This window comes from Pseudomonas lurida (assembly GCF_002563895.1).
Lineage (GTDB): Bacteria > Pseudomonadota > Gammaproteobacteria > Pseudomonadales > Pseudomonadaceae > Aquipseudomonas > Aquipseudomonas lurida.
Window position 1 is genome coordinate 3390565 of record NZ_PDJB01000001.1, and the last position, 13668, is coordinate 3404232.

Here is a 13668-nt window from a genome sequence, read left to right on the forward strand (position 1 = left end):
TCAAATTTAAACACATGGCAATGTGATATCAATCATTTTTATTCAGCAGACGCACAAACGCCAAACCACTCGAACGAGCCGGGCTTCGTTCCAGTGGTTTGGCGTCTGCTTGAGTGCAGGGTCATTCAACGTTCATTGCTGAGTCTTGTGATCCAGCGCGGCGTAGAAGTTGGCGCTTTGCTGCAGGTATTTCTGGGTGTAGGCGCTGGTGCTGGATTTTTTGCCGGAGACTTCCACGCTGGCCGCAGCTGGCAGCGCGACAGTGGCGGAAACAGCGGAAGCGGCGATGATGGAGAAGAGATTCAGATTCATGTCGGTAACCCTTGTGTTCGTTTGGTTGAGTGGCCGGGGAAGGCCTTGGAACCAAACTTACGCCCGAGGGCAGCACCATAGAAATGCTTTGAAACAGTAGCCGCTATTAATAGAATTAATACCAAGGGTCAGGCCCCGCACTGCGGGGCCTGTGGCTTATTGACGCACCAGGAACTTGAGGTCGCTGGGCGCATCAATCGCCAATTTCTGCACGGTTTTGCCCAGCAGACCCGTCTTGGGGTCACGTTCGACCACCACGATTTCATTGCTCTTCTGGTTGGCGATCAGCAAAAACCGGCCGCTTGGGTCCAAGGTGAACTCGCGCGGATGGTCGCCTTCCACGGAGCGGCGTTGCAGCTCCTTGAGGTGCGCGGTCGCCGGATCGATGCTGAACACCAGCAGCTGATTGGCCGTGCCACGGTTGCTCACGTAGAGAAACTTGCCATCACTGGATGCATGCAACGCAGCACCGGCCTTGTCGGACACCGGTTGCCCGGCGGCGAAGTCCACCAGCTGGGTCTGGGTCAGCTGGCCGTCCTTGTAATCGAACACCGCCACCTGTGCGCTCATCTCCGTGGTCAACCAGGCATGCTTGCCATCGGCGCTGAACAGCAAGTGGCGCGGCCCGCTGCCCGGTGGCAATTGCACCGAGGCCGGGTTGGCCGGGGTCAAGGGCAGCTCAGGGTTGGCCTTGGGGTCGTAGTGATAGGCAAACACCTTGTCTGCGCCCAGGTCCTGGACGAATACATAGTTGCCATCCGGCGACGACACCACCGAATGCACGTGGTTGGACGCCTGGCGCTCAGGGTTCACGCGGCTGGACGGGTGCCCGCTCAGTTGCACCGGGGCTGACAGCTTGCCCGTGGCGTCGACCGGCAAAACAGCCAGGCTGCCGCCCGGGTCTTCGAGCACCGAATAGTTGGCGACGAACAGATAGCGCCCGTCAGCGGCGACGCTGGAATGGGTCGGTTCACTGCCCAGGCTCTGCACCTGGTTGACCAAGGTGAGCTGATGGTTCTGCGGATCAATGCTGTAGCTGCTCACGCGCCCAACCGAGTCCTTCTGGCCCGGCCCGTTTTCGTTGACCACGAACAGGTGTTTCTGGTCCTTGGAGACCGTCAGCCACGACGGGTTGGCAGCCTTCGCCGCCAGTACCGGCTCGCCACTGAACTGGCCCTTGCGGCTGTCGAATTGCAGGCGATAGATCCCTTCGCTGGTGCCGGCGGTGTAACTGCCCACCAGCAACTCGTAGGTCTCGGCTGGTGCGGCCTGCGCCGACATCGCACCAACACTCCCTGCCATCAGCAGGGGCCAGAATTTACGCATCATCATCGGCTTCATCCTCGTCGTTATTGTTGCCGGTGAAGGCGCTCATGCAGATCAGGCGGTGCTCGCCCGAATCACCGGTAAGGGTCCAGCTGTGCAAGGTGTCATCGAAGGTGGCGGCCTGCACTTGCTCCAGGCTGAAGCTCCAGCGTTTTTCCGCGCGGCCGTCCATGGCAGTGATCAGCAGTTTTTCTTTGCCGAGTTCAAAGTCGAAGGCGTGCAGCCCATCGATTTCAAGCATGTCGGAGGTTTCAAGGACGGCAGGCAAATTATCAGTCATCACAGTCTTTCATCAGGTTCAAAGGGCTAATCATAGGCCAGTTTGCTGCCAGGGCCTAAAACCATAACCCGCTACCGCCTGGCCGCAACGCAGCGCATTACCTTGCACGGGCGTGTCTTTATCCCCTGTAAAGGAATACCCATGACAGACCCGAATACCCTCCTCGCCGCACACCCGACCCGACAAGCGGTTGAGGCCCAGTTTCGCACGCGTCCGACATTGCGCTCAGTGACCCGGCAGTTGCTGGCCGAGCAGTTGAAGGGAAAATACCCGCCACTCACCTACCCCGTTGATGAACTGCGACTGGCCGTGCCCCGTGAAGGCGGCGGCCGCGTGCTCCTGCCGCTGCTGGAAGTGGCGCTGAGCCACATGGCCGATGGCAGTTTCCCCGACTTGTCTACACGCCACGGCCTCGATGGCTACCTGAGCGGGGCCACCGGTTCTCGGCTTGGATTTGAAGCCGATGGGCCGCGTGACTACGACCTTGAGGTGATCGAAACCCTCATCCGAGAACTGCCGTCCATACTGCACATCGGCTTTCAAGACGCCCTGGCCACGTATTGGAGTGAGGACAGTGGTGCCGGCGGCAGTCGTTGGCTATGGCTGGCCGGCGTCCTGCGAGGCACGCTGCTCGACTCGGCGATTCGCCAGGCCAATGGCGCGACGCCAGTGCTGAAAACCCTCGACACACTGGCTCGCTATCCCGACCGCGCTGCGCGCGCACACCGCCCCTGGCCCGAGCGTGCCGTGCACGCCTATACCGTGGAGACCCACCTGGAGCAGGCGGGCCGGCGGATCACGTTGCAAGCCAGCGACCTGCTGGTGGTCTGCCAGGCGCACGTGTTGCTGTGTCACGTGGCGGGCCAGATCGAGGTGTTCGCCGACCTCGATGCCTTCGGCAAGGCGTGGGGCGCACGCTTGCAACGGCGCTACAGCGTCGACAGGATCACCTGGCAACAGTACGAACCCGATGGCGATATCTTTGAGGTGCAAGCCGCGCTGATTGCCAATCGGCAACTGGATGACCTCGCCGCGATCCAACTGCCCGGCACCTGCACCGTGCAGGCGTTGGAGCAGCTGTTTGCCGAGGTGACGTACCCGGCACGTTTATTCACGCCTTCGGCCCCCACGCCCCTGGCAACCTTGGCGCCGATCCAGGCCGGCCTGCCCGGCTGGTTGCAACATGCCAGCGCCGCCGACCGCCTGGCCTACCGCCAGTGCCTGTTGGAGCAAGCCGGCATTCGCCGCCTGACCCTAGGCGACTCGGACTTCGAGGGCCTGGAAACGCTGCGCAGTTACGCCACCGCGCACTTGAATCATCAGTTGTGCCTGGACCGCAACCTGGCCTTGACCGGCTCACGCATCTGCGACGACCTGGCCGTAGGCTACAACGCCGACGACCTGCAACTGACGTTTCACGTCGCGGTGGGCAGCCTGCAGGGCGGCTATGTCGAACCCGAGTCCATGAGCCTGGTCGACCTGGCCGTGAAAAACCTCTGCGCAAAGCCCACCGGCCGCATGACCCTGCGCCACCGCGCGGGCCGGGTGATCGAGCCATGGTTGACCGCCGATTACATTGATCAACTGGTCCAGCGTGTCGACATCGGCAAAAACTACCCCGCCTACTTGCGCGAGCAACTGATGGGGGACACCGACGCCGCGCTGAAACGCCAGAAGCTGTTCCAGCTACAACGTCCGGTTCACCTGAAAACCCAGGCGCTGGAACTCAAAATCAAGGGCGAAGCCGGCCTGACCCTGAGCGGCGTCCGCTGTGTGAATGCAGTGCTCAGCCCCGAGCCTCTGGGGCGCCAGGTCGAGGGGCACGCCATCGTCATGCGCAGGCTGGGGTTTGTGCGCAAACCGGGCGCCCCTGCAGATGTCGCGCACAACATGTTCATCATCGAACCCCTCGACCCACAGCGGGGCCCGCACCTGTTGTACCGACCGGCCTATCGCGATGCGCTGCTGGAATTCGCCAGCCGTGCACACCTGCTGGCGGCCATCGTGCAGCCCGGCGTCCTGCAGGACAGCGTGCTGACCTGGTTGCCGGACACGGCCCGGGCGATCTACAGCAACGGTGGCTTCAGCCAGCCTCACTACGTGCGGGTTGGCCTGGGCTCGGACTTCGCCCCCCTGCCCAGCGTGCCCAAGCCTGCGACGCTGGCAGCCGTCAGCGACGAATGCCATGACGAAATCCTCCAAGCGCTGGGCAATGGCCGCCTCATGGAATACCTGTTCGGCAGTGAAACCCGGCAGTTGCTGGACCAGGCTGAGCGCGAGTCGACATCCAACCGCGAAAGCCGTTGGGCACTGATCCTGGAAGGCATGCAACTGGGTTTCAACACGCTGTTGATGGCGGTGCGCGGACCGCTGGCGGCGGTAGGCTGGTTGATGCAACTGGTGCAGGGCCTCACGCAGGACTTGCCGGCGCTGGAAAGTGATGACCCCACGGCGAAAGAGCTGGCCTGGGTAGACCTGTTGTTGAACATCGGCATGCTGCTGGTGCACCAGGGCGCACTCGGCGCGCCTGCCGATAGCCTGCCGGAGGATGAGCGGGTGCTGAAGCGCTTGCCGCCCAGGCCTGCCCTGCCCGGCCAGGCGGCCATGGTTGAGCGCGGCACGGTCGGCCTGCCCTCCGAGCCCCCCGGAGGTGGCCGTACGCTGCTGGACTATGATCTCTCCCTGGCAGGCGATAGTGCGGCGGCCAAGTTGCTGGAGAAACTGCGGGCATTCAACATTCCCTGGCCTGATCCCGCACCTGCGCCGGTCAGCATCGGTAGTCATCAGGGTTTGTACAACATCAACGGCCTTTGGCATGCCTCGGTCGGTGGCTTGCTGTTCAGGGCCAGTATCGTTGCGGGCGTTGGCGACGTGTTTATCATCCACCCCGAGAAAATCGACCACCCCGGTATCAAGCTGAAAACCGACGGCAAGGGCCATTGGACCCTGGACCGCGGCCTCAAGCTGTTGGGCGGCGGCCCCAAGCGGATGGCGGCATTACGCGAGGAAAACCAGCGCAAAAAAACCGAACTGGTTGAACGCGCGCAAGCGCTCAACACAGAAATAGATTATTTGAAGGCACCGTTCCTGGCCTCAATGGAGCAAATGTTACCTGCAGCCACGGCCTTGAAGAACCAACGCAAGACCGTGAAGTTGATCTGGACTCTTTTGAAAAAGGCGACTGCCGAACAAAAGCCCGCGCTGCAAGCACGGCACCAGACGGAGACCCTGGCCCACCAGGCACAACGCACCGAATTTACGATCCTGCTGCAAAACCTCGAAGATCAATTTGCCCAGTCACTGCCCCCGCGCCTGGAAATGCTCAAGGTGGGACAGGAACTGGAAAAGGTAGGCGGCGCCGGCGCGCACGTCCGTGACCGCGCCAAAATCCTGGGGACCATCTGGGATCAACAGACGGCCATCCACACCCTGCTGTTGGACCGGTTTAACGCCATGCGCGTCTCCAGCGCGGGCGAGCCCATGGCGGAGATGGCGCACAGGATGGCTGTCGACAATCTGCGCAGCGACCCCGCCGTCTACGACGAATACATCAGCAATGCCGTTGAATCGGCAAACATCCGCGAGCACATGGCCGAGGTCTCTGCGGCAATGGAGCAAACACTTGAACAGCTGGAGCACGACTCGTTGGCGGGGCGGGTCCTGCGCCAGGAATGCCTGGCGCAGATCCAGTACCCGGAGAATTTCTTCTCCAGCAACCTGAAACTCAATACCCTGAATTACCTCGCCGCTTCCAGCGTGGCGATAACCGACAGGTTGCTGTCGCCGCAAGAGGAGTTTTACCTCAATCGCGCCAAACTGAACGACCTGGCGCAAGCCCTGCAGTCTCACGTCGACGTGCGCAGCGGCGCCGAGTACCCGCTTGCTGAACAACGCAATGTCTACGAGTCGGTGCTTGAGCAGTACAACCGCCACGCGGACGCGATTCGTGCCCTCAAGGCCCTCAACCCAAGTCGCCTGCGTCCGGAGGCCGACCGCCTGCTGACGGGCCTTGAATATGCCCAGGCGCTGGCGCAAAGCGAACTGGAGGCGGTGGTACGCAAACAGGAAGAACTGGACGTCGAGTTGCCGCTGTCCAAGACCCTGCGCCCCAAAAACCCGGCCAAGCGCGTATTCAAGACCCGTAAAAAGGCTTACCTCATCGGTGAGCTCAAGCCTGCCGATGCGCAGAACACCCAAGCACACTTCACCCTCACCGACCCCCTGACCGGTGAAACCATCGCCTCGTTCAACCACTACGAGGATGGTTGGGCAACGACGGTGGGGGAACAGTCAGCCCCACCAATAAGCGAACCGCGGGGTCGCTCACTGGCAACCCTCAAAGGTTTGGCCCAGGACCTGATCGGACAACGCAAGGGCATTGAGCAACTGATAACGGCCGAGCAGAAAAAACTCGAGTCGCCGCAGACCCGTCAACAGGTCAACCCGGGCGACTGGGATGAATTACTCACGGGCCAAGCCGCAAAACTCACGGCGTTGGCCGATGAATTGGTACGCGACCACCGGGAGCAAAACGTCGCGGTGCAGGGCCTGATCGATGAATACAGGGCGCACGCCCGGGACATGGCCCGGTTGGCAGAGCGGGTGTGCAGTGAGGCCTACAAGCGGCAATGGCCAACGCAGCAGAGCCTCCGTTATCTCTGGGAGCACAAACAGATCGATATCAACCTGACCAGCCTGGCCGACCCGCAACGTCCGACCCTCAGCGGCGACTTCTTCACCGAGTATGCGGTATACGACAAGGCTAAAAAGCCGCCGGCGGTGTTGTGGTATGCGCACTTTCACTACGCCAGCGCCGACGCCCCCCCAGCGCAGTACACCCGGGCTCACCTGAAGCTGGCGGAGCAGCGTAAATACACGCAGAAAGATTTGCTCAAGGACCACGTACAGGCGCGTCTACGCCAGCAGGCGGTGCCGTCCGCCGAACCGATCAGGCAGATTCTCTACGTGCTGATCACACCGCCCGTGGACCAGATATTCCTGACGATCGTGCAGGCACCACGCGCCAGCCAGTGACAGAGCGTGAGGGCGAAAACGCCCTCACGCCCCGGTTCAATGGGCAAACAACGAATTACCCTTCTGCCCCGCCAGTTTCTCGGGTTTGATCAGGAACCGCGCCAGCGCTGGCAACAGCCACAGCGCGCCGAACATGTTCCACAGCAGCATGAAGGTCAGCATCAGGCCCATGTCGGCCTGGAACTTGATGGCCGAGAAGATCCAGGTGCACACGCCAATTGCCAGGCACAGGCCGGTGAACAGCACGGCTTTACCGGTGGATTTGAGGGTCTGGTAGTACGCCTCTTGCAGCGGCAGGCCGGCACGCAGGAAGCTTTCCAGGCGGCTGTAGATGTAGATACCGTAGTCAACGCCAATCCCCACGCCCAGCGCCACCACCGGCAAGGTCGCGACCTTGACGCCGATCCCCATGAACGCCATCAGCGCGTTGCCCAGCACCGAGGTGAGTACCAACGGCAAGACGATGCACAGGGTCGCCGCCCAGGAACGGAAGGTGATCATGCACATCGTGGCCACGCACAGGTACACCAGGATCAGGATGGTCAGCTCCGATTCCTTGATCACCTCGTTGGTGGCGGCCTCGATGCCGGCGTTGCCGGCGGCGAGGATAAATTCCAGGCCGTCCTTGTTGTTTTCCTTGGCAAAGTCCTGCACCGCATGCACCGCACGGTCGAGGGTCTCGGCCTTGTGGTCGTTAAGGAACACCAGCACCGGCGCCAGCGAGCAATTGTTGTTGTACAGCCCATCGGCGCGGGCGATGGAGTTGTTCAGCACGTCCGGGTTGCGCGACAGGGTTTCCCATTTCAGGTTGCCTTCGTTCATGCCCTTGATCATTTGCTTGGACACGGTCACCAGCGAGATCGCCGACTGCACGCCCTCGGTGTTCTGCATCTTCCACATCAACTGGTCGATGGGCGCCATGGCTTCATAGCGTGAGCAGCCTTCGGCCTTGGTCTTGACCATCACCACCAACACGTCGGAGCTGGTGGAGTAGTTGCTGATAATGAAGTTGTTGTCCTTGTTGTAGCGCGAGTCGGGGCGCAGTTCCGGCGCGCCCTGGTCCAGGTCGCCGATCTTCAGGTTCTGGCTGTACCAGAGGCCACCGCCAAAGGCGACCACCGCCAGGGCGATGGAGATCGGTGCAACTTTCGGGCTGGCGAAGTTCGACAGCAGGCGCCAGAACGAATGTTCGCGATTCGCGTCTTTCTTGCTCTTGGCGATGGCGCGCTTGCTGATACCGACATACGAAATCGCCACCGGCAGCAGGATCAGGTTCGTGAACACGATCACTGCCACGCCGATGGATGCGCCGATCGCCAACTCACGGATCACGCCGATGTCGATGATCAACAGTGTGATGAAGCCCACCGCGTCGGCCAGGATCGCGATCATGCCCGGCAGGAACAGTTGCCGGAAAGTGCGCCGCGCAGCCGTCAGGGCATTGTCCGCCTCGCTGGACTGCAAGGCGATACCGTTGATTTTCTGTACGCCGTGGGAAATACCGATGGCGAAGATCAGGAACGGCACCAGCATCGAATACGGATCGAGGCCGAAACCGAAAAAGTGCATCAGCCCCAGTTGCCAGATCACCGCAACCAGCGTGGTGCTCAGCACCGCGACGGTGCTGCGCAGGCAGTTGGTGAACCACAGCAACAGAATCAAGGTGATGACGAACGCAACGCCGAAGAACATCACCACCATCACCAGGCCGTCGATCAGGTCACCGACCTTCTTGGCAAAACCGACGATGTGGATCTTGACGTTGGGGTTCTGGGCTTCGAACTTGTCGCGGATCTTGTCTTCAAGTTCGTGGGAGAACTTGCGGTAATCCAGGGCCAGCAACTTGCCCTGGTCCTGCGGGTCGGGGTAGGACTCCAGCAGCGGGATATCGACGATGCTGGACTTGAAGTCGTTGGCCACCAGGCGCCCGACCTGGCCGGACTTGAGCACGTTATTGCGCAACTGATCGAGGCTTTCCGGCGAGCCGTTGTAGCTCTGCGGGATCACTTCACCGCCGGCAAAGCCTTCTTCGGTCACTTCGGTCCAGCGCACGCTGGGGCTCCACAGCGACTTGAGGCCCGAGCGGTCGACGCCGGAGATGTAGAACACCTCGTCGTTGATCTGCCGCAGGGTCTCCATGTATTCCTTGGTGAAGATGTCACCGTCCTTGGCTTCCACCGAAATGCGCACGGTATTGCCCAGGTTGGCCAGGTCGTTGCGGTGCTCCATCATCTTTTCGATGAAGGGGTGCTTGAGCGGGATCATTTTTTCGAAGCTGGTGGACGGGCGAATCAACGTCGCTTGCCAGAACAGGAAAATGCTCACCAGCAGGCAGATCACGATCACTGCCGGGCGGTTGTTGAAGATCAGGCGCTCAAGAAAGGTCGCTTTATCGTTGTGATGACTGCTCATTCTATCCCCGCCCTTCTTATTGTTTTGTCGGTTCAGCGCCAGTTGGCGTGGCAACACGCACACCACCCTGCCCGGCCAGAATCAAGTTGCCGTTGCCTGCCGCCGTGACGGACGAAAGCGAAATACGGTCCGGACGGTTGAACACGCTGAAGGTCACCCCATCGTCGTGGCTGACCACCACGCTGCCGCCGTTACCCACGACGACGATGGCGCCGTCCTCCAGCAAGGTCGCACCCGACAGCCCAAACTCCAGCGCTCCCCGCGCCGCGTTCAGTTCGACTGGCTCCCAGGTGCTGCCGAAATCCGTGGAGCGATAGAGGTTGCCGCGCAAGCCGTACGCCAGCAGTGTTTGCGGCTGCGCCGTGCTGATCACCCCAAACAGCGAGCCCTCGTAAGGGCCTTCGAGCTTTTCCCAGGTCTGGCCGTCGTTCCGGGAGCGGAACATGCTGCCCTGCTCGCCGACGATAAACAGGCCGGCGTCCTTGATGTGGGCGATGGCGTTGAGGTGATACTGGTCTTCGTTGTCGAGGCGGTCGCTGACGTCTTCCCAGGTCTTGCCGCCGTCGGTGGTTTCGATCAGCGCACCGTAGGCGCCCACGGCCAGGCCGTGGTTGGCATCGTTGAACCACACATCGAGCAAGGGGGCTTCACGCTTGAGGTCTTGGTATTGCTGGGTCCAGGTGGCACCGCCGTCGGCACTCGCAAGGATTTGCGCATCATGGCCGACCGCCCAGCCTTGCTTGTCATCGACGAAAAACACGGCCGTGAGCAGTTGCCGGGTGGGGACTTTGGCTTGGGTCCAGGTGCTGCCCTGGTCATCGGAATAAAGGATGTGCCCGCGATCGCCAACCGCCACCAGGCGCTTGCCCGCGTGGACCACGTCGATCATCAGGCCTTTGGCGGCCTTGGGGGATTCAATCGCAAATGTGGTATCGCTGGCAGCCTGGACAGCTGTCGGCAAGGCGACAGCGCCAAACAGCGAGAGCGCTGCGGCCACCAACGCAACCCTGCGTGCGGCGCGTGGGCGGCAAACAACCCAACCCATGACAGGCTCACTCATAGACCTTTCTCCCATTTATTATTGTTATCGCCTGCCTTCCGGGGCCTTGAAACCTGCAATCTAGAGCGCCTGGAGGAAGCAGGGGCCATCCTATCGGGCTTTCGAATCGTCTGACAATCGGCGCTACGTTATCTTTTGTTAACTGAAGGCATTTGGCCGCATGGTGAATGTAGCTGCATTCGCGGGGGTGATCGCCGTGGATTTAATGAATTTTTATTCCATCTATTGAGTTATGAGAATTTTTATTCCATTAATAGGCCATCTGAAAACAATAATGCAAAGGACCACGACGATGCGTGAACTCGGAATCGGCTTGATCGGCACAGGCTTCATGGGCCGTGCCCACGCCCTGGCCTTCAATAACGCCCGCGCGGTATTCGAATTGCCGGTGCACCTCAAGCTGGCCGCCCTGGCCGATGCTGACACCGAACGCGCCCAGCGCTGCGCCACGGCTTGGGGATTTACCCAGGCCCATGGCGATTGGCAGGCGCTGATCAACGACCCCAGCGTCGACGTCGTGGCCATCACCACCCCCAACCACCTGCACTACCCGATGGCAATGGCAGCGATTGCCGCCGGCAAGGCGGTGTACTGCGAAAAACCCCTGGCCGTGAGCCTGGAGCAAGCCGACGCCATGCGCCGCGCCGCCAGTGCGGCGGGCGTGGTCACACGGGTCGGCTACAACTACCAGCACAATCCGATGATCACGCTGGCACGGCAGATGATCGCCAACGGCGAACTCGGCCAGATCATCAGCTTCCAGGGCGAGTTCAGCGAAGACTTCATGGCCGACCCAGCCTCGCCTTGGTCGTGGCGCTGCGAAGTGGAGCATGCCGGCGGCGCCCTGGCGGACCTGGGCAGTCATTTGTTGTCGATGGCGCGTTATCTGGTCGGTGACGTGGTGAGTGTATGTGCCGACACACAAACCGTTCACGCCCAGCGCCCGGCCATCAAAGGCAGCGCCGAGTTGAAAGCCATCGCCGTGGATGACCAGGTGCATGCCCTGCTGCGTTTCGCCAACGGTGCACGCGGGACGGTGAGCAGCAGTTGGCTCAAGCATGGCTACAAGAACCACCTGAGCTTCGAGATCAGCGGAACGAAAGGCACCCTGGCGTTTGACCAGGAGCGCTTGAATGAATTGCGGGTGTGTCGCGCGGGGCAGGATGGGTTCCAGCGTTTACTCGCAGGCCCGGCCCTTGCGGGTTATGCAGCGTTCAGCCCGGCGGCGGGGCACCAGTTGGGGTACAACGAACTGAAGACGCTGGAGGTGCAGGCATTGATCATGGCTGTGGCCGGGCAAGGCACGGACGGCACTGATTTCGACGCGGCGTGGGAGGTGGAGCGGCTGGCGACGGCGATTCGCGTGGCTGCCCTCGAAGAACGCTGGGTAACAGTGAACGCACTCTAAACCACACCACCGAACCCTGTGGGCGCTGGCTTGCCTGCGATGGCGATGTGACTGATACACCGCTATCGCAGGCAAGCCAGCTCCCACACTTGGGTCACCTAGACCCTCAACTCAGCGCAGCGCCCGACGAAGGACTTTGCCCACGGTGGTCTTGGGCAACTCGATGGTACGGAACTCCACATACTTCGGCATTTTGTACCCCGTCAGGTACTCCCGGCAATGAGCCAGGAGCTGCTCCTGGGTCAGGTTGGGGTCCTTGCGCACGACGATGATCTTGACCTTCTCGCCCGTCACGCCATCCTCCACGCCAATGGCCGCCACTTCCCCTACTCCAGGGTGCAGCGCCACCACATCTTCGATTTCATTGGGGTACACGTTGAAGCCAGAGACCAGGATCATGTCCTTCTTGCGGTCCACCAGGCGGATATAACCGCGCTCGTCCATCACCCCGATGTCACCGGTCGACAGCCACCCTTCTGCGTCGAGCACTTCGGCAGTGGCCTCGGGGCGCTTCCAGTAGCCCTGCATCACCTGCGGCCCACGCACTTGCAGTTCGCCCTGCTCGCCAATGTCGGCCAACTCACCGTCCTCGCGCACAAAACGTACCCAGGTCGACGGCAACGGCACGCCGATGCTGCCGGTGAATTCCATCTCGCGCATGCGCGCAATGTTGATCGGGCTGATGCTCACCACCGGCGAACACTCGGTCAGGCCGTAGCCTTCGATGATCGGCAGCCCGGTGACTTCCTTCCAGCGTTTGGCCACCGCCGTGTGGGTGGCCATGCCGCCCGCGATCACCATGCGCAGGTCGGAAAAGTCTCGCGCGCAGAACGCCTCGTTCTCCAGCAATCCGTTGAACAAGGTGTTCACTCCCGCGATGCCATTGAAACGTTCCTTGCGCAGGATCATCTGCACGCGCTTCACGTCCCTCGGGTTGGCGATCAGGATGTTGCGCCCGCCCAGGCACATGAACATCAGGCAATTCACCGTCAGGGAGAAGATGTGGTACAGCGGCAGCAAGGTGACGTTGGTTTCCTGCTTGTCCTGATCCAGCTGATCACCGACCCAGGCCTTGGCCTGCAACAGGTTGGCGATGATATTGCGGTGGCTGAGCATCACGCCCTTGGCATCCCCGGTGGTGCCACCGGTGTATTGCAAAAAGGCCAGGTCGTCGCGGTGCATCTCCACCGGAAAATGGTTGAGCGCCCGCCCCTGTTTCAGCACCTGGTTGAAACGCACCGAACCACGCAGGTTGAACGCCGGCACCTGCTTTTGCACGCGGCGCAGGATGAAGTTCATCGCCGTGCCCTTGAAGGTGCCGAGCAAGTCACCGATGGCGGCGATCACCACGCGCTTGACGCTGCTGCCGGTGATGACTTTCTCCAGGGTATGCGCGAAGTTCTCAAAGATCACCACAGTTTCCGCGCCGCTGTCCTTGAGCAGGTGCTTGAGTTCATGGGAGGTGTACAGCGGGTTGACGTTGACCACCACCGCGCCGGCCAGGATCGTGCCCAGCAGGCAGATCGGGTACTGCAAGCAATTGGGCATCATCAACGCGACACGGTCACCTTTCTTGACGCCTTGGCCCTGCAGCCAGGCGGCAAAGGCATAGCCTTGCACCTGCCAGTCGGCATAGGTCATTTCGGTGCCGATGCTGACGTAGGCCACCCGTTCGCGAAACTTTTCCAGGTGCTCCAGGAACACCTCGCGCAGCGACGGGTAGTCCTCGATGCCCGCCTCGATATCCGCCGGGACGCCAGGCAGGTAAGCGTTCAACCAGATCCGTTCGGTGTGTTCCAGGCTTACAGCGTTCATGGCAGTCTCCTTGTTGTTGTT

The 13668-nt window shown here is 61.2% G+C and carries 8 protein-coding genes; 2 read left to right on the forward strand and 6 right to left on the reverse strand.

The genetic code is table 11. The features are described 5' to 3' along the window. Window positions 1-132: 132 nt before the first annotated feature. The 3 genes from ATH90_RS15195 to ATH90_RS15205 all read right to left on the reverse strand — a co-directional run bounded on the left by ATH90_RS15195 (window position 133) and on the right by ATH90_RS15205 (window position 1918). Window positions 133-312: a hypothetical protein gene (locus tag ATH90_RS15195; protein ID WP_016980181.1), complete on the reverse strand. Its 180-nt coding sequence runs from the start codon at window positions 310-312 to the stop codon at window positions 133-135. Window positions 313-468: 156 nt separating this feature from the next. Next, on the reverse strand, window positions 469-1644 hold the full coding sequence (locus ATH90_RS15200) for a lactonase family protein (RefSeq protein WP_034106141.1): 1176 nt from the start codon (window positions 1642-1644) through the stop codon (window positions 469-471). Then, window positions 1631-1918 carry a DUF5629 family protein gene (locus tag ATH90_RS15205; protein WP_034106143.1) on the reverse strand — a complete coding sequence of 96 codons (288 nt, stop codon included), beginning with the start codon at window positions 1916-1918 and terminating at the stop codon, window positions 1631-1633. The genes ATH90_RS15200 and ATH90_RS15205 overlap by 14 nt, the downstream gene beginning before the upstream one ends. A gap of 141 nt (window positions 1919-2059) precedes the next feature. On the opposite strand from ATH90_RS15205, the gene ATH90_RS15210 reads away from it, so the two are divergent. Beyond that, a complete protein-coding gene (locus tag ATH90_RS15210) occupies window positions 2060-6952 on the forward strand; it encodes a dermonecrotic toxin domain-containing protein (protein WP_098466654.1) in 4893 nt (1630 codons plus the stop codon). 36 nt (window positions 6953-6988) lie between these two features. Here ATH90_RS15210 and ATH90_RS15215 read toward each other — a convergent pair whose 3' ends face one another. Beyond that, window positions 6989-9364, reverse strand: coding sequence for an efflux RND transporter permease subunit (locus ATH90_RS15215; protein WP_034106147.1), 2376 nt, complete (start codon window positions 9362-9364; stop codon window positions 6989-6991). Between the two features lie 16 nt (window positions 9365-9380). Next, a complete protein-coding gene (locus tag ATH90_RS15220) occupies window positions 9381-10409 on the reverse strand; it encodes a WD40/YVTN/BNR-like repeat-containing protein (protein ID WP_098466655.1) in 1029 nt (342 codons plus the stop codon). A 307-nt stretch (window positions 10410-10716) separates the two neighbouring features. Here ATH90_RS15220 and ATH90_RS15225 point away from each other — a divergent pair, with 307 nt between their 5' ends. Continuing rightward, complete coding sequence (locus ATH90_RS15225) at window positions 10717-11832, forward strand: Gfo/Idh/MocA family protein (protein WP_098466656.1); 1116 nt, start codon at window positions 10717-10719, stop codon at window positions 11830-11832. 111 nt (window positions 11833-11943) lie between these two features. Here the strand turns inward: ATH90_RS15225 and ATH90_RS15230 are convergent, their stop codons facing one another. Continuing rightward, window positions 11944-13647, reverse strand: coding sequence for an AMP-binding protein (locus ATH90_RS15230; RefSeq protein ID WP_098466657.1), 1704 nt, complete (start codon window positions 13645-13647; stop codon window positions 11944-11946). Window positions 13648-13668 lie beyond the last annotated feature (21 nt).